The following is a 17,490-nucleotide window of genomic DNA, read 5'->3' on the forward strand; positions in this document are numbered from 1 at the left end:
GCGACCCTGAACTGACTTTCGAGAGCCTTAATATGTCTACCCCCGCCCCCACCATCCTTGTCGTAGAAGACGACGACATCGTGCGCATGCTGATCGTCGATGTGCTGGAGGAGCTGGAGTTCAAGGTGCTCGAAGCAGATGGGAGCGAACAGGCTCTGGAGGTTCTCCAGGACGCCACCAAAGAGGTTGACCTGATGATGACCGATGTCGGTTTGCCTGGCATGGATGGCCGCGAACTGGCAGACGAAGCACGGAAACTGCGCCCCGCCCTGCCGATTCTGTTTGCCAGTGGTTATGCCGAAAACATCGTCGTACCAGCCGACATGCACGTCATCGGCAAACCATTTTCGATTGATCAGTTACGCGACAAAGTAAAAAAAATTATTCAGTAACACAACTTTTGCATTACGCCCCTTCAGACAATGACGAAGGGGCAGCACTACACGCCCCACAAAAAACCCAACTTAATTAAACACTGAATAACGCACTTACACAGCAGCGCTTGATGGGCAACAAATAACAAATGAGGATGTCCAGCACACTAGACAAATGGATGCCTCATGAACATTACAAATATAAACTGGACAACTCACAACGGCTTGTCGAATCCAGTCCGCCCTACACAACTTGATCATGCCGAACGCCTGGAAGTTATATACAAATTACAACAGCGCGAAAAATCAACCAGCCCTTCGCAAGCCATCTCTCTGGCTGGCGCAACCATCATACTGGAATCCGGCTCAACGCTTGATAGTGCTTTGCAACCTGGCAGAAAAATGTTGCAGAACCTGTGCGAGCAAGAGGCCTTCAAAAAACTCACCAGCACTTTGAGATTTCCTGATCACTCTCAGTTTGCAGTGACCGGCAACGGTGAAATATTCGCACAATACTCGGGCAATACACTGGAATTTGCCGGCGCATTCAAACTTGCCCCCAACCTCAAAGATGATCTTCTAACGCTTGTTGAAATGGCCAGATTGACGGGTGGAAGCATTTCCCTGGCGGAACAAATCGAACTCGAAGGTTGGCTCAGATTTCATGACTTTCTGATTCCCCGGACCGCCGCCGAATGTTCCAGGCTGACAACATTCTTGACGCAGCCGCCTACAGTGACAGCGTTGTTCGGTAACTATTGGGAAATGATCAAGTCTGTAGCCGACAATTCGGTAACTCTTTCTGCAGATCAACGTAACCAGTTCCGAAGACTCATTAGCAGTTACTTAAAGGGTCAGTCGCTACTGGAGAATCTTTCGCACAGCATCTTTGGCGGGCAAACGACATCTTTCAAGCGCTCGGAAGCCGAAGCTATTCTTCAGCGACTCGTTTCCAGTCCCATTGCGCTGCGATGGGCCAGCGCCTATATCCGGGATCTGGGCTGGTATGGCGCACAAGAAAATCAGCCGCAATCAGATGAATCACTCAAGCAGCTAATGCTGACTTCCCTGCTGCTCGACCTTCATCCCCGGGTCGGTGAGCCAGAGCCACGTAATCATGTCGCGGGTTTCGATTTATACGCCGTCGAGCATATCGAGAAATCATTCGCCGATGTTAAGACGGCATTCGAAAAACACCTCACCCAGCATCACCGAATCAGCGAAAAAAATGCAGCGTTGGCCGCTCACTTGTTGCTCGCTGAGGCGGCGCCTGAATTTCTGGTGAAAGATTTGCCGGCGACCCTGGCGCTGGGGACCCCGCAATGGGTCGAATTTTGCCGAATCGTGGCAGTGCAGGAAACCATCGCGCCCGGATCGACGCGCTCGATGACCTATACCCGGTTGCTCGAACTGTCGAGGCTGGGTGAGGTTTCCGGATTCCGCAAGACGCTCGACGCACTGGCAGCAGGAGATGCGGTGATTGATTGGGGGTTACTCAACAACATCATCACCCCGGAGGACGTAGCGAAATCGATCCCCGGCGCCCTGGCAAAAGCGTCCGCTGCTTACGCCCGGTTTGCCGACACACTTGCCGAGACGGCCGACACACTGGTCCGCCCTTTGCCTACCCGCAGAAGTGTTTCACTGGACATCCTCAAGCAGGTCGCCAAAGGCTGCAGCTATCTGGAACATGACGTCATGTTTCAGAAGAAAAACCACGTGCTGGAAGACGCCTATGGCGACCGGCTTTCGATATCGCCTGTGGAATTGCACATGTCCAATGACCTGGCGAGCGGGGACTGGGACCTGAAGAAAGGTGAAAGCATTTACACCGCGTTTCCTCGCATGCTGCCCAATCTGATTGCGCCTGACGGCGAGTTTCACCGACAGTTCAATCGCGATTACCTCAAGCATATGCAGGCAATGGGCACGCACTTGAAGCAAGCGTTTTGCGCAATGCCCATTGCGCACAGAACGCGTTTGCTGAAAGGCAAGGTAACGGTTTTCAGTCTCAGGCCCTCCGTCGCGAAACTCCAGACGCTCAACAATCTGCCAACCAATCCCCTGTCGTCGACCCTTTACACAATCCTGGGTACCACCTCAGGCAAACCGACGGAAAGCCATAAAGAAATAGAAGCGGCAAAGGGACGCTATGGTGTAGTCCTCTGTTCCGAGTTCGAGGGCCGGATGACGTGTTACGAACTGTTCACGCTGCACGGAACCTGTCGCGAAAATCCACGGCTGGCCGCGCTGATTGAAAAAGAACACCTGCTGACTACCAGCGTGCGCAGCGACGAGAAAGGCTACTCGCTTCCTGCGGCAGTGCATTCATTGCCGACGAATATCGAGTGTTATACCCATGGCGTACCGCCCGGCCTCATTGAAGTCAGTTCGGGCGTGATCGATAAGATCGGTGAGTTGCCGGCGTCTGCGTCCGCCGAAGAAATCAAAGGTTATTACCAGAGTTTCTACTCGAGCGAATTTGACCCGCTGACGAATTTCGTACTCAAGCACCGACCGATCGCGACCTTTGATGAGTTGGTCAGAGAATGTTGGGGGCAGACTCGCCTGGAGGCTTTGCGCGCAAAACGGGAAGCGGATCTGGATACCTTTCTTAATTTCGTGGTGCCCTTCAAATCCTGTATCGAAGACTTGAGCTCGGACGACGTGGAGCGACAAGTGCAAGGGGCCGGGGCATGTGCGCTGGAAGCGGCGATGACGATTTTGCTGGTCGTCGGTGCTGTTGCTCAGGTTGTCAGCCTCGTTGCCAAAACCATGACCGTTGCCACCAAAGCCAGTGCACTGGCCAAAGTGGGCTTGGGATTGGTCAATAATGTGTTCAACCCGCTGGACGGCGTGCCAGATCTGCTGTTCAAGGGCGGAAAACTGTTGCGCAAGGGGCTCAACAGCGGTTTCGCTCAACTGGAAAATGTGCTTTCCGATGCGCGCAAATGGTCGGGCGCCACCCCCCAACTGCACCTGGCCGCGACGATTGATCCAGACATTATCCGCCTCGCCGAGTGGCGGCCTGTACAAGCATCTCAGGACATCTTTCAGGTCTGGGCGACACGCCACAATGATGAATGGTTCGCACTGAACTTACGTGGCCACGCTTGGGGCCCGGCCCTGAAAAACATCAGGCCGCGAGAAAAATTTTCATTCCTCAGATTATTCAAACGAGCAACGCCCTGGAGTTACACAAAGGCCTACTTGAAAAAAGCCACGCCGCTTGCCCAGAGCAAACTGGACAACACACTCCAGCTACTGTCGGAGATCGAAAATGACGACGTACGCTCCATTGTCAAATACGTTTTCGGCACGGATTCGGACGAAGCCATCAACTACGTGAGCAAGAGTCTGCGGGCCATGCGCAAGGATCTCGGAGCGCTGGGGCAGCACCATATGTCTTTCCGCCAACGTGGCACCGATACACTCGCAGCGTTAAAAACCACAACCTATAAACACTGGCAAGCAAGTATTGAAGCGGGTACACAGCTGGATGACAGCGCGACGAAATTCCTTGCGATCTATCCTGACAACCTGGATGAGTGGTACCAAGTGGCCAGGTACGACGATGCCCGGATTGGTGATGTTCTGGTCCACGAAATGTCGCATGGCGCGCCAGGCACCCTTGATTTCTACTACGGAGAAGTCCTGGCCGGTATTACCCCGGCAGAATACGATGCGGCAGGCTTGATGGAGTTCGCTCGAAATGCTCGCAAGGCGCATCCGAAGAATCTGGCCAACCCTCACCACGCTTTTGCGAACCTTAAAGACTTCGAAGAGTTTGAGGCGACACTCGACAACTGGCCGAAACTCGTGCAAGACCACCCGGCATTGATCAATGCCGAATCCTACTCAGTGGCGGTCTCGCTGATCGACCAGTACCGGACGCATCCGGACACCTTTGTGTCTAACCTTGCCACCCTCCGGCATGCCATAGACGGTGCCGACGCGGGGAAATTCCTGAAGGGGCCACTCCTGCTGAATCTGGTACACCCGCCTCTCTGAAGTCGATTTACGCAGGATGCCCGGCGGCGGTATTGAGGGATATCTTTGACAATCGGGCGCATACCCTACCCCTGTGGTTTAATTGCGCCCGTTTTTTACCCCTCGTTCGCCGTGAAGGAATGTTGTCCATGATTCAACCCGCCGCCACCAAAGTCCTGGTCATCGGATACGTCTGGCCAGAACCGCGCTCTTCAGCGGCGAGCGGGCACGTCATGCAGATCCTCGAAACCTTCCTGCAACAAGGCTGGGACATTACCTTCAGCAGCCCGGCCGGCCCCGGTGAGCACAAAGCAGATCTTGCTGCACTCGGCATCCGCGAAGTGGCCATCGAACTCAACAACAGCAGCTTTGACCACTTCATCAGTGAACTGGCGCCGGACATTGTGTTGTTTGACCAGTTCATGATGGAAGAACAGTTCGGCTGGCGGGTTGAAAAACAATGCCCTCAGGCACTGCGCGTGCTGGAAACTTCCGATCTGCAAAGTCTGCGGCATGCGCGCCACCAACGGCTCAAGACTCGCCTCAAGGTCAATCCGGACCAGAATGATTTCAGTGATGTATTTGCCCCGGCCCTGCGCGACGAGTTCGAGCTGATGGCCGAGACCGATCTGGCCAGACGCGAAATTGCCGCGTTGTATCGTTGCGATCTGAACCTGATGATCTCCGAAGTGGAAATCGAACTGCTGATCGAGCAGTTCGGCTTGCCTCGGCAATTGCTGCACTGGTGCCCGCTGATGATCGACCCGCCGACAGTCGAGCCGGCAGCATTTGCAGATCGGGCGAACTTCTTGAGCATCGGCAACTTCCGCCATGCGCCCAACTGGGATGCTGTGCTGTGGATGAAGAGCACCATCTGGCCGCTGATTCGCCAACAGTTGCCCCAGGCCCAATTGCACATCTACGGCGCCTACACGCCGCCCAAAGCCACGGCGCTGCATAACGCCAATGAAGGCTTCCACATCATGAACTGGGCCGAAGATGCGTTGCAGGTGATGTCTGCTGCGCGGGTGTGCCTGGCGCCTTTACGCTTTGGTGCCGGGATCAAGGGCAAACTGGTCGACGCCATGCTGTGCGGTACACCCAGCGTCACGACGCCGGTTGGTGCTGAGGCAATGCAGGGTGATCACACTTGGCCCGGTTCCATTTCAAACAGCGCAATCGAGCTCGCCAACACTGCCGTGGCGCTTTACAAGGACGAGGCGCGTTGGCAAGAAGCTTGTCTGGCGGGAACCCAGCTACTCACCGAGCGCTACCAACAAGCAATACACGGACCGGCACTTATTGAGAAACTTCGTCACTGCCAACAGCACTTGCAAACACTCAGAAACAACAACTTCACCGGCAGCATGCTGCGCCATCACGCGCACAAAAGCACTCAATATATGGCGCAATGGATTGAAGCAAAAAACCGCAACACCACAGCAAACCAAGATTTAAACCGAGCCTCTACATAACTTGCATTCAAACAGCGATTGGCCAAATACAAACTTGACTCTATAACGATCCTGCGCGCACTCATATAACTTTAAATCACTATCCACGCAGGATATACACCATGAACTTTCATGATTTCCAACCCCATCAATGGATGGTCAACACACCACAGATTGATAACTTGTCTCTCAATGAGTTGACCTTACCGGGCACACACAATGCAGGCTGCGACCTGGAAGCCTCCTACGCTCTGCTCCCCGGGAGCCTCTGGCTGGCATGCCAGGACATCCCCTTTTATGCGCAACTCAATCGCGGCTCCCGGGCACTTGATGTGCGCCTGCTGTACGACGCTCAGGCACAGGGGCTTGAGAGATTTCGCTTCCAGCACAACGGCTTTACATCTTCGCGCCATCTCGGCGATCTGATCCGCGACGTCAAGGCATTTCTTGAGCGCAGCTTCGATGAGTTCATCATTCTTGACTTCCACGAATTGGCTAATGGCAACGCGCAATTCAACCACGCTGAATTCAAACAGTTGATGCTCGAGCATTTTGGCCAACACATGATTCCTGCCGAAAACCGCCACCTGACACTGGGCCAACTTAAACAAGTCAGCCGACTACAGCGGGTCCTGGTTGCCGCGCCGATGACATGGGAAACCCGAGACAACCGGTTCCAGGCACAAATCAATCATAAATGGATCAACCAGACCCTGGTGACCACCCATCAGTTGCACGGCTATATAAAAGAAGTCATGGGCACTTCCATCAGCCACTTGCGTCCTTGGTCTCTGAGCGCAACTTGTTATATCGCCAGCGGCCCTTTGCGCATTCTCAATAATCTGGACAACTGGTTTGATCCCGCAAAGTCAGACTGGGCAAAAAAGTGCAATATCATTAACTTCGACTTCATTAAAAACTCGAAAGTGGTGTTTTTTTGCCAACAGGCCAATGTGGAGAAAGCCATCGAGAAGTCCAGAATGCCCCTCCACCAACAGCCGGCTTGAACGAGGCTGGCGCACCACACGGCAAACGAGGCATGATCGCCTGGCGATCATGAAAAAGTACTCAGGCCATGACCCGAACCGCCCGCGTGACCGACCCCTCGTACGAGTTGATGGATGACCATAACGGGTTGTCCATCATCTACCGCCAGCACGGTTTTCCTTGCCCACTGGTGCGCTGGCATTTCCACAAGGAATACGAACTGCACTTGATCGTGGCCAGCTCAGGCAAGGTGTTCATCGGCGACTACATCGGCAACTTTTACCCCGAAACCCTGTTTCTCACCGGCCCCAACCTGCCGCATAACTGGATCAGTCAGGTGGCCGAAGACGAGGTCGTGGAGAAGCGTGACATGCTGGTGAACTTCACCGACGAGTTATTCGAGAGTGGCCACCAGGTGTTTGCCGAACTGAAAACCCTGGCGCCCCTGCTGGAGCGCGCGCAGTACGGCATCGAATTTCGCTGCAAGCGCACGATCCGCCAGGCCATGACGCTGATGCAGCGCATTGCCGACAGTAAGGGCATCACCCGCCTCGGGCACTTCTTCATCCTGATGGAGTTGCTCGCGGCGAGCGATGATTTCCAATTGCTGTCCGGTGCGACCACGCCGCAACTGGCCGATGAACACAATATCGACCGCACTAACCGCGCGGTCGATTACATCTTCAGCCACTACGCCCGCGACATTTCGCTGGAAGAAGTCGCCGAGCATCTGGGCATGACGCCGACCTATTTCAGTCGCGTATTCAAACAGGCCACCGGGCGCAATTTCATCGAGTTCGTCAATCGGCTGCGTATCAGCAAGTCTTGCGAATTGCTGGCTGATGGCGACAAACCGGTGACAGACGTGTGTTTCGAGTCCGGATTCAACAACATTTCCAATTTCAATCGGCGCTTTCAGCAGCTCAAGGGCATGACGCCGTCGCATTACCGACGGCTCGCCGTGCAGCGTCTGACTGAACAAAACCATCACTGACAAAACAACTTTCCCCTGTAGGAGTGAGCCTGCTCGCGATAGCGGTGTATCAGCTAACAAAATTGCAAGCTGACACGACGCCATCGCGAGCAGGCTCACTCCTACAGATGCTATGTGGCGTCCTGAAACCTGTACGCATTCGATAGCGCCCCCTCGCTGAAAAGCCCTGCCCTGCGTTCGCCCCACAAATGCCCAGTGCAAAAAAGTATCGATAAAAGTGCTAGGGATGATTTGTCAGTCCTGCGATTGAAGGCTGTAATCAGCGCACATTCTTCCTGCACAGGAAGACACAAAAACAATAACTGTCCTTCTGTAACCCTCCGGGTGCAGAAAAGGAGTGCACGATGCAACCGACTGCAAAAGCTCTGCTTGCCCTCACCTGCATGACCCTCAGCAGCGTCAGCCTTGGCGCCCAGACCCTGACCATCGCCACCGTCAACAACAGCGACATGATCCGCATGCAAAGGCTCTCGAAAACCTTCGAGACCGAGCATCCGGACATCAAGCTCAACTGGGTGGTGCTGGAAGAAAACGTCCTGCGTCAACGCCTGACCACCGACATCGCCACCCAGGGTGGCCAGTTCGACGTGTTGACCATTGGCATGTACGAAGCGGCATTGTGGGGCGCCAAAGGCTGGCTCGAACCGATGAAGGATCTGCCGGCCAGTTACGCCCTCGACGATGTGTTCCCGTCGGTGCGTGAAGGCCTGTCGGTCAAGGGTTCGCTGTACGCCCTGCCGTTCTACGCGGAAAGCTCGATCACCTATTACCGCACCGACCTGTTCAAGGATGCCGGCCTGACCATGCCCGAGCGTCCGACCTGGGAAGAGATTGCCGGTTTCGCCGAAAAGCTCACGAACAAGGACAAGGAACAGTACGGCATCTGCCTTCGCGGCAAGGCCGGCTGGGGCGAGAACATGGCGCTGATCACCACCGTCGCCAACGCCTATGGCGCGCGCTGGTTCGATGAGAAATGGCAGCCTGAATTTACCGGGCCGGAATGGAAAAACGCGCTGAATTTCTACGTCGACACCATGAAGAAATCCGGCCCGCCGGGCGCTTCCAGCAACGGTTTCAACGAAAACCTCGCACTGTTCAACAGCGGCAAATGCGCGATCTGGGTCGATGCCAGCGTCGCCGGCTCGTTCGTCACCGACAAGACCCAGAGCAAGGTAGCCGATCATGTCGGCTTCACCTTCGCCCCGCATCAAGTGACTGACAAAGGCTCGGCCTGGCTGTACTCGTGGGCGCTGGCGATTCCGACCAGTTCCAAAGCCAAAGACGCCGCGAAAGAGTTCAGCGCCTGGGCAACCTCCAAAGAGTACGGCGAGTTGGTGGCCAAAACTGACGGCATCACCAACGTACCGCCAGGCACCCGCGCCTCGACCTACAGCGATGCCTACATGAGCGCCGCGCCGTTTGCCAAGGTCACGCTGGAATCGCTGAAAGCGGCTGATCCGAGCAAGCCAACGCTGAAACCGGTGCCGTACATCGGCATTCAACTGGTGACCATTCCTGAGTTCCAGGCAGTGGGTACGCAGGTCGGCAAGCTGTTCTCGGCGGCGCTGATCGGTCAGACCACAGTGGATCAAGCCTTGGCTGCTGCGCAGCAAACCACTGAACGCGAGATGAAGCGCGCCGGTTATCCCAAGTAACCGCAACAGCTCGCTCCTGCCTTTTGTAGGAGTGAGCCTGCTCGCGATGGCGGTTTTCAATCTGAAACAGACGGTGACTGACACACCGCCATCGCGAGCAGGCTCACTCCTACATTAGATCTTCATAGGTCTGTATGACTCGGTTGTGATCACCATGAATACTTCAACTGCCAAAGCCCACATCGACCTGTCGCAGCCTGCGCGCAAAGCCCGCGTACGCAATCCCGGCTGGTTTCTGGTCAGCCCTTCGGTGGCCCTGTTGCTGCTGTGGATGATCGTGCCGCTGGGCATGACCATCTACTTCTCGATGATCCGCTACAACCTGCTCTACCCCGGTGAAAACCAGTTCGTCGGGCTGGAGAATTTCAGCTACTTTCTGACCGACTCGGGCTTCATGCCCGGCGCTACCAACACGCTGTTGCTGGTCGGTAGCGTGCTGTTGATCAGCGTGGTCTTCGGCGTGCTGATCAGTGCATTGCTGGAGGCCAGTGAATTCCTCGGGCGCGGCATCGTCCGGGTCATGCTGATTTCGCCGTTCTTCATCATGCCCACGGTCGGTGCGCTGATCTGGAAGAACCTGATTTTCCATCCGGTCTCGGGGATCCTCGCCTACATCTGGAAACTCTTCGGCGCCGAGCCGGTGGACTGGCTCGCGCACTACCCGCTGCTGTCGATCATCATCATTGTTTCGTGGCAATGGCTGCCGTTCGCGATCCTGATCCTGATGACCGCGATGCAGTCGCTGGACCAGGAACAGAAAGAAGCTGCGCGCCTCGACGGCGCCGGGCCGATCGCGATCTTCTGGCACCTGACCCTGCCGCATCTGGCGCGGCCGATTGCCGTGGTGGTGATGATCGAAACGATCTTCCTGCTGTCGGTGTTCGCCGAGATTTTCACCACCACCAACGGCGGCCCCGGCTACGCCTCGACCAACCTCGCCTACCTGATCTACAACCAGGCGCTGGTGCAGTTCGACGTCGGCATGGCCTCGGCGGGTGGTTTGATTGCCGTGGTCATCGCCAACATCGCCGCGATCATTCTGGTGCGGATGATCGGCAAAAACCTGACTGACAAAGCCTGAGGCCTGCCATGACTCTTCAACAATCCCGCCGGCTGCAAAGCCTGCTGCTCGGCACCCTGGCCTGGGCCATCGCGATCGTGATTTTCTTCCCGATCTTCTGGATGGTGATGACCAGTTTCAAAACCGAAATCGACGCGTTCGCCACACCGCCGCAGTTCATCTTCACGCCGACGCTGGAGAACTACCTGCACATCAATGAGCGCAGCGATTACTTCAGTTTCGCCTGGAATTCAGTGGTGATTTCCTTCAGTGCCACGGCCCTTTGTCTGCTGATCGCGGTGCCGGCCGCATACTCGATGGCGTTCTACGAAACCCAGCGCACCAAAGGCACGCTGCTGTGGATGCTCTCGACCAAGATGCTGCCGCCGGTGGGCGTGCTCATGCCGATCTATCTGCTGGCGAAGAGTTTCGGCCTGCTCGACACGCGCATTGCGCTGATCGTGATCTATACGCTGATCAACCTGCCGATTGTGGTCTGGATGGTTTACACCTACTTCAAGGACATCCCCAAAGACATCCTCGAAGCCGCCCGTCTCGACGGCGCCACGCTGTGGCAGGAAATGGTTCGCGTGCTGCTGCCGATCGCCAAGGGTGGCCTCGCTTCGACCGTGCTGCTGTCGCTGATTCTGTGCTGGAACGAGGCGTTCTGGTCGCTGAACCTGACCTCGTCGAAGGCCGCGCCGTTGACTGCTTTGATCGCTTCTTACTCGAGTCCTGAAGGCTTGTTCTGGGCCAAGTTGTCGGCGGTGTCGACCCTGGCGTGTGCGCCGATCCTGATCTTCGGCTGGATCAGCCAGAAACAACTGGTGCGCGGCCTCTCGTTCGGCGCCGTGAAATGAACATCCCGAACCCAACCCTATCCCCTGTGGGAGCGAGCTTGCTCGCGAAAGCGGAGTGTCATCAAACACTGATGGTGACTGACACGCCCCCTTCGCGAGCAAGCTCGCTCCCACAGAAAAGCCGATCCGGTTCATCTGAATAATAAATTGCGGAGGCCCATCATCATGGCCAACCTGAAAATCAAGAATCTGCAAAAAGGCTTCGAAGGCTTCTCCATCATCAAAGGCATCGACCTTGAAGTGAACGACAAGGAATTCGTGGTCTTCGTCGGCCCGTCGGGCTGCGGCAAATCCACCTTGCTGCGGCTGATCGCCGGCCTCGAAGAAGTCAGCGACGGCACCATCGAACTCGATGGCCGCGACATCACCGAAGTCAGCCCGGCCAAGCGCGATCTGGCGATGGTGTTCCAGACCTACGCGCTGTACCCGCACATGACCGTGAAAAAGAACATGTCGTTCGCCCTCGATCTGGCCGGCGTGCCGAAAGCCGAAGTCGAGAAGAAAGTCGGCGAAGCGGCGCGGATTCTCGAACTCGGGCCGATGCTTGAACGCAAGCCGAAACAGCTCTCCGGTGGTCAGCGTCAACGCGTTGCGATCGGTCGCGCCATCGTGCGTAATCCGAAAATCTTCCTCTTTGACGAACCGCTGTCCAACCTCGACGCCGCGCTACGTGTGCAGATGCGTCTGGAACTGCTGCGCCTGCACAAAGACCTGCAAGCGACGATGATCTACGTGACCCACGATCAGGTCGAAGCGATGACCATGGCCGACAAGGTTGTGGTACTCAATGGCGGCAAGATCGAACAGGTCGGCTCGCCACTGGACCTGTATCACAACCCGGCGAACCTCTTTGTCGCCGGGTTCCTCGGCACGCCGAAAATGGGTTTCCTCAAAGGTAAAATCTCCCGCGTCGATGGCCAGAGCTGCGAAGTCTCGCTGGACGCCGGTACGCGCATCACCCTGCCGTTCAATGCTGCCAACCTCAGTGTCGGCAGCGCGGTGACGTTGGGCATTCGCCCGGAACATCTGGAACTGGCGCAACCGGGCGACTGCTCGCTGCAAGTCACCGCCGACGTCAGCGAACGCCTGGGCAGCGACACTTTCTGCCACGTCACCACCAACGCCGGCGAAGCCCTGACCATGCGCGTGCGCGGGGATCTGGCCAGCCGTTACGGCGAACAACTGAGCCTGCACCTAGATGCTGCGCACTGCCATTTATTCGATGCCCAAGGTGTCGCGTTGACCCGTCCGCTGCGCGCTGCGGCCTGATTTCGAGAATTCCCGATGAAACTCAACCAACAGAATCTCCATCGTCTGGCCAGCGAAGTGCAACTGCCGGCCTACAGCCTCAGCGACACCCGCCAGGGCATCGCTCACATTGGCGTCGGCGGCTTCCACCGCGCGCATCAGGCGTATTACACCGATGCCTTGATGAACACCGGCGAAGCCCTCGACTGGGCGATCTGTGGCGTCGGCCTGCGCGCCGAAGATCGCCGCGCCCGCGACGATCTCAAGGAGCAGGATTACCTCTTCACCCTGTTCGAACTCGGCGACAGCGACGACACCGAAGTCCGCGTGATCGGCGCGATTCGCGACATGCTGCTGGCCGAGGACGGCGCTCAGGCGTTGATCGACAAACTCGCCGATCCGCAAATCCGCATCGTCTCGCTGACCATCACCGAGGGCGGTTATTGCATCGATGACAGCAACGGCGAATTCATGGCGCACTTGCCGCAGATTCAGCACGATCTGGCCCACCCGGAAAACCCGAAAACCGTGTTCGGTTTCTTGTGTGCAGCCCTGGAAAAACGCCGCGCGGCAGGCATCCCGGCGTTTACCGTGATGTCCTGCGATAACCTGCCGCACAACGGCGCCGTGACGCGCAAGGCGCTGCTGGCGTTTGCCACGTTGCGTAACAGCAACCTGTGCAGCTGGATCGACGCCAACGTCAGTTTCCCCAACGCCATGGTCGACCGCATCACGCCAATGACCAGCACCGCGCATCGCCTGCAACTGGCCGACAAACACGGCGTCGATGATGCCTGGCCCGTGGTCTGCGAGCCGTTCGTGCAATGGGTGCTGGAGGATAAATTCGTCAATGGCCGCCCGGCGTGGGAAAAGGTCGGTGTGCAGTTCACCGACGATGTTTCGCCGTATGAAGAGATGAAAATCAAACTGCTCAACGGCAGCCACCTGGCGCTGACCTATCTGGGCTTTTTGAAGGGTTACCGGTTTGTGCACGAAACCATGAATGACCCGCTGTTCGTGCGTTATATGCGCGCCTATATGGACCTGGACGTAACCCCGCAACTGGCGCCGGTGCCGGGCATTGATCTGACGGATTACAAAAACACGCTGGTGGCGCGGTTTTCCAATCAAGCGATTGCCGATCAGTTGGAGCGGGTGTGTTCGGACGGCTCGTCGAAGTTTCCCAAGTTCACCATTCCGACGATCAACCGCTTGATTGCCGATGGGCAGGAAACCAAGCGAGCGGCGTTGGTGGTGGCGGCGTGGGCGTTGTATTTGAAGGGGGTGGATGAGAATGGCGATAGCTATTCGATTCCTGATCCGCGCGCGGCGTTTTTTCAGGCGTTGGTGGCGGACGATGCTTTAATCACGCAGCGGTTGTTGGCGGTTGAGGAGATTTTTGGCACGGCGATTCCGCGTTCGGCGGAGTTTGTCGCGGCGTTTGAGTGGTGCTGTAACAGCTTGCGCGAGGATGGTGTGACGCGGACTCTCCAGCGGATTCTGGATTGAAAAGCCCCTCACCCTAACCCTCTCCCGGAGGGAGAGGGAACTGACCGAGTGGTTTGTGCAAGTTACATCGACCTGAACGTCCGGAGTCGAACTCAGGATTTGAACAGCCCCCCAATCGGCTCCCTTCCCCCCTCGCCCCCTTGGGGGAGAGGGTTGGGGTGAGGGGGTAAGCTCTTGATCTTCACCACACCCGAGTGGTCCACACATGACAACACAACAACTATTCCTAGGCATCGACTGCGGCACCCAAGGCACCAAAGCCATCATCCTCGACGCCGCCACCGGCCAGGTCCTCGGCCAAGGCGCCGCCGCACACACGATGATCAGCGGCGCCAACGGCCGCCGCGAACAAGACACCCAGCAATGGCTGGACGCCTTCGCCATCGCTACCCGCCAAGCATTACTGGCGGCAAATGTCGATGGCCAGTCGATCCTCGGCATCGGCGTCTCCGGCCAGCAACACGGTCTGGTCCTGCTCGATGATCAAGGTGAAGTGCTGCGCCCGGCCAAGCTCTGGTGCGACACCGAAACCAGCGCCGAAAACGACCGTCTGCTCACTCATCTGGGCGGTGAAAAAGGCTCGCTGGAACGCCTCGGCGTGGTCATCGCGCCGGGCTACACGGTGTCGAAACTGCTCTGGACCAAAGAACAACACCCCGTGGTGTTCGCGCGCATCGCACGCATCCTGCTGCCCCACGACTACCTGAACTTCTGGCTCACCGGCCGCGCCTGCAGTGAATACGGCGACGCTTCCGGCACCGGCTATTTCAACGTGCGCACCCGCCAATGGGACTTGCAACTGCTGCGCGACATCGACGCCAGCGGACGCCTGCAAGCGGCGCTGCCAGAGCTGATCGATGCACATCAATCTGTCGGCACCATTTTGCCGGCGATTGCCGAACACCTCGGCATCAACCCCGACGCGGTGGTCTCCAGCGGCGGCGGCGACAACATGATGGGCGCCCTCGGCACCGGCAATATTCAGCCCGGCGCGATCACCATGAGCCTCGGTTCTTCCGGCACGGTGTACGCCTATTCCGAAGTGCCGAAAGTCAGCCCGGACGCCTCGGTCGCGACGTTCTGCTCGTCCAGCGGCGGATGGTTGCCGCTGATCTGCACCATGAACCTGACCAACGCCACCGGCGCGATCCGCGAGCTGTTCGACCTCGATCTGCAGCAGTTCAACGACCTCGTCGCTCAAGCCCCCATCGGCGCTGACGGCGTGAGCATGCTGCCGTTCCTCAACGGCGAACGCGTCCCCGCCCTGCCCCATGCCACCGGCAGCCTGCACGGCTTGACGCTGGATAACCTGACGCAGGCCAATCTGTGCCGCGCCGCCGTCGAAGGCACCACCTTCGGTTTGCGTTACGGGCTGGATTTGCTCCGCCAGAATGGTTTACAAAGCCGCAGCATTTGCCTGATCGGCGGCGGCTCGAAAAGCGCGGTGTGGCGGCAGATCGTCGCCGACATCATGAACACCCCGGTGATCTGTACCGAACAAAGTGAAGCCGCAGCCTTGGGCGCAGCGATTCAAGCGGCGTGGTGCAAATCCTGGTCGAACGGCCACGAAGACACCCTCGCCGATCTGTGCCAGCGCTGCGTGAAACTCGACTCAAGCAGTGAAACCCTGCCGATTGCCGCCAACGTCGCGGCGTTCCAGCAGGCCTATGAACGCTATCAACAGCATGTCGCAACCCTATAAAGAGCAAACAATTATGTATTTGGTGTGTGGCGAAGCCCTGTTTGATTTTTTCAGTGAAGACGACGCCAGCGGTCTGGCCTCGAAAGTGAATTTCAAGGCGATTGCTGGCGGCTCGCCGTTCAACGTCGCCGTCGGTTTGCGTCGTTTGGGCGTGGACTCGGCCCTGTTCGGCGGGCTGTCCACTGACTACCTCGGCCGCCGCTTGCAGCAAGTGCTGCAGGACGAAGGCGTGTGTCCGGACTATCTGGTGGACTTCGCCGCACCGACCACGCTGGCCATGGTCGCCGTCGGTGCCAATGGCTCGCCGCACTACAGCTTTCGCGGTGAAGGCTGCGCGGACCGGCAGTTGAGTCTGGCGCATCTGCCAGAGCTGGGCGCTGAGGTGCGCGGCTTGCACATTGGCTCGTTCTCGCTAGTGGTGCAGCCGATTGGCGATACCTTGCTGGCACTGGTACAGCGTGAAAGCGGCAAACGCCTGATCACCCTCGACCCGAACGTACGCCTCAATCCCCAGCCGAATATCGACCTGTGGCGCGAGCGCATCGCGACGCTGGTGCCACTGGCCGATCTGATCAAGGTCAGCGACGAAGACCTGAGCCTGCTCTACCCCGAACAGGACCCACAACGGGTGATCGAAGGCTGGCTCGAACATCGCTGCCAGATCGTTTTCCTGACCCGGGGTGGCGACGGCGCCAGTGTGTTCAGCCGCCAGCATGGCAACTGGTCGGTGCCGGCAGCCTCGGTAAAGATCGCCGATACCGTTGGCGCGGGCGATACCTTCCAGGCCGCGCTGATCACCTGGCTGACCGAGCACGGTCTGGATTCGGTTGAAGGCGTGCAGCAACTCGCTCGCGAACAGATCGACGCCATGCTCAGATTCGCTGTGCAAGCCGCCGCGCTGACTTGCAGCAAGACCGGTCCGGATCTGCCCTATCGTCACCAATTGAGCTGAGCGCGTAGACTGTCGGCCTTTTTGCGCACGACGGGATAACGGCTTTTGAATTACAGGCAGACGCTTGGACTACTGACACTGGCAACGCTTCTGAGCGGGTGCGGCACCTCGCCGCCCCGCTCGCCGGAAGACATCTGCGAAATCTTCCGGGAAAAAAGCGACTGGTACGACGCTGCGCAAGTCACGCAAAAGCGCTGGGGCGTACCGATTCAGGTGCCCTTCGCGATCATGTATCAGGAATCCGGCTACCGTTACGACGCCAAGACCCCACGCAAATACTTGCTGTGGGTGATCCCGTGGGGCCGCGTCTCGACCGCCTCGGGTTATGCGCAAGCCAAAGATGAAGTCTGGGCCGACTACCAGAAAAGCACCGGCCGCCGCGGGGCCGATCGCGAAGACTTCGACGACGCCATCGACTTCGTCGGCTGGTACATGGACAAGACCTACTCGATCAACGGCGTGTACAAGTACGACGCCTACAACCAATACCTCAACTACCACGAAGGCTGGGGCGGCTTCCGCAACAAGACTTACGCGAGCAAAGCCTGGCTGATGCCAACGGCGCGCAAAGTGCAGAATCGTTCGGACGTGTATGCGCGGCAGTATGCCGGGTGCAAAGAGGATTTGAATCGGGGGTTCTGGAGCCGGTTCTGGCATTGGTTGTAGCAGCAATTTCAAGGGCCTCATCGCGAGCAGGCTCACTCC

Annotated in this window: 13 protein-coding genes; all 13 read left to right on the forward strand. The window is 57.5% G+C overall.

Going from position 1 to position 17,490, the window contains the following annotated elements; all coding sequences use genetic code 11:
• Positions 1-32 precede the first annotated feature (32 nt).
• The gene (locus tag AB4N74_RS10310; protein ID WP_320336708.1) at positions 33-392 is read left to right on the forward strand and encodes a response regulator; all 360 of its coding nucleotides are present in this window, start codon (positions 33-35) and stop codon (positions 390-392) included.
• Between the two features lie 168 nt (positions 393-560).
• Positions 561-4,385, forward strand: coding sequence for a hypothetical protein (locus tag AB4N74_RS10315; RefSeq protein WP_460099890.1), 3,825 nt, complete (start codon positions 561-563; stop codon positions 4,383-4,385).
• A 128-nt stretch (positions 4,386-4,513) separates the two neighbouring features.
• On the forward strand, positions 4,514-5,839 hold the full coding sequence (locus AB4N74_RS10320; RefSeq protein WP_460101113.1) for a glycosyltransferase: 1,326 nt from the start codon (positions 4,514-4,516) through the stop codon (positions 5,837-5,839).
• Positions 5,840-5,940: 101 nt separating this feature from the next.
• Positions 5,941-6,825: a PI-PLC domain-containing protein gene (locus AB4N74_RS10325; RefSeq protein WP_257355221.1), complete on the forward strand. Its 885-nt coding sequence runs from the start codon at positions 5,941-5,943 to the stop codon at positions 6,823-6,825.
• A gap of 68 nt (positions 6,826-6,893) precedes the next feature.
• Positions 6,894-7,799, forward strand: a complete 906-nt coding sequence (locus AB4N74_RS10330; RefSeq protein ID WP_095050859.1) for an AraC family transcriptional regulator — start codon at positions 6,894-6,896, stop codon at positions 7,797-7,799.
• Positions 7,800-8,143: 344 nt separating this feature from the next.
• The gene (locus AB4N74_RS10335) at positions 8,144-9,454 is read left to right on the forward strand and encodes an ABC transporter substrate-binding protein (protein ID WP_460099894.1); all 1,311 of its coding nucleotides are present in this window, start codon (positions 8,144-8,146) and stop codon (positions 9,452-9,454) included.
• A 154-nt stretch (positions 9,455-9,608) separates the two neighbouring features.
• Positions 9,609-10,535 carry a carbohydrate ABC transporter permease gene (locus AB4N74_RS10340; protein ID WP_460099897.1) on the forward strand — a complete coding sequence of 309 codons (927 nt, stop codon included), beginning with the start codon at positions 9,609-9,611 and terminating at the stop codon, positions 10,533-10,535.
• 8 nt (positions 10,536-10,543) lie between these two features.
• The gene (locus AB4N74_RS10345; RefSeq protein WP_034154211.1) at positions 10,544-11,374 is read left to right on the forward strand and encodes a carbohydrate ABC transporter permease; all 831 of its coding nucleotides are present in this window, start codon (positions 10,544-10,546) and stop codon (positions 11,372-11,374) included.
• A gap of 165 nt (positions 11,375-11,539) precedes the next feature.
• A complete protein-coding gene (locus AB4N74_RS10350) occupies positions 11,540-12,643 on the forward strand; it encodes an ABC transporter ATP-binding protein (protein WP_460099900.1) in 1,104 nt (367 codons plus the stop codon).
• Positions 12,644-12,658: 15 nt separating this feature from the next.
• On the forward strand, positions 12,659-14,131 hold the full coding sequence (locus AB4N74_RS10355) for a mannitol dehydrogenase family protein (protein WP_460099902.1): 1,473 nt from the start codon (positions 12,659-12,661) through the stop codon (positions 14,129-14,131).
• Positions 14,132-14,336: 205 nt separating this feature from the next.
• A complete protein-coding gene (gene xylB, locus AB4N74_RS10360) occupies positions 14,337-15,833 on the forward strand; it encodes a xylulokinase (protein WP_460099905.1) in 1,497 nt (498 codons plus the stop codon).
• 13 nt (positions 15,834-15,846) lie between these two features.
• The gene (locus AB4N74_RS10365) at positions 15,847-16,785 is read left to right on the forward strand and encodes a carbohydrate kinase family protein (protein WP_460099908.1); all 939 of its coding nucleotides are present in this window, start codon (positions 15,847-15,849) and stop codon (positions 16,783-16,785) included.
• Positions 16,786-16,830: 45 nt separating this feature from the next.
• On the forward strand, positions 16,831-17,451 hold the full coding sequence (locus AB4N74_RS10370; RefSeq protein WP_093431224.1) for a transglycosylase SLT domain-containing protein: 621 nt from the start codon (positions 16,831-16,833) through the stop codon (positions 17,449-17,451).
• Positions 17,452-17,490: the final 39 nt, after the last annotated feature.

It is taken from the genome of Pseudomonas sp. H3_C08, assembly GCF_054669455.1.